Here is a 692-nt window from a genome sequence, read left to right as displayed (position 1 = left end):
GCTACGCACCCCGAAACCGGAAGAGCCCCCAATCTTGCTCACCTCGGGTCGAGTGGTGCTTCACGCCGAAAGCAGACAGACCTAACTCGATATGACCCCGAATTTCGAAAATGCTTTTCGACTGCCGCAGTGCAATTGAGCAAAAAGAAACGCCCGAGCTATTGCTCGGGCGTTTACTCGTGGTCTACTCAACCACTGCCGTGGGGCCGGAAGGGCCCCTGCGGACACCTAGCGTTTAGGAGTCCTTGCGGCGGCTAGGACGCAGAATCAGAGCTGCACCAGCGATGAGTGCCAGCGCCACACCAATGAGGCCCAGGACGTTAGCACCGGTGTTGGCAAGCTTGCCAGACGAGGTGCTCTTGGAAGAGGCCGGGGTGCTCGTGGTCGCGCTTGGCTCGCTGCCCTGGCTCGGCTGAGCACTCTGGGTCTGCTCGGACGTCGGCTGTGCTTCCTCGCTCGGTGCCTCTTGTGCCTTCGGCTCCTCAGGCTTCAGCGGCTCAACTGGCTTGGCCGGCTTCGTCGGCAGCTCCGGAAGGTGCGGAAGCTTAAAGAAGTGGGCCAATGCCGGCGGGATAATCACCAGCGGGATGAGCGGCCACAGGCTGCTGAGGTTCGGGATGCTCGAGGTACCTGGCTTGTCGGGGTTGTCCGGAGTGTCTGGCTTGCCTGGCTCGTCCGGGTTGCCTGGCTCA

General features: G+C 62.0%; 1 protein-coding gene. It reads right to left on the bottom strand.

Annotated elements, in window-relative coordinates:
- Nucleotides 1-235: 235 nt before the first annotated feature.
- A partial coding sequence (locus tag HMPREF2943_RS12050; RefSeq protein ID WP_141756108.1) for an LPXTG cell wall anchor domain-containing protein occupies nt 236-692 on the bottom strand: 457 nt, incomplete at its 5' end.

Source organism: Corynebacterium sp. HMSC072D12 (assembly GCF_001813925.1).
In the GTDB taxonomy this organism is placed as follows: domain Bacteria; phylum Actinomycetota; class Actinomycetes; order Mycobacteriales; family Mycobacteriaceae; genus Corynebacterium; species Corynebacterium aurimucosum.
Note: the sequence above shows the minus strand (reverse complement) of the source record. Positions and strands in the feature narration are given on the sequence as shown.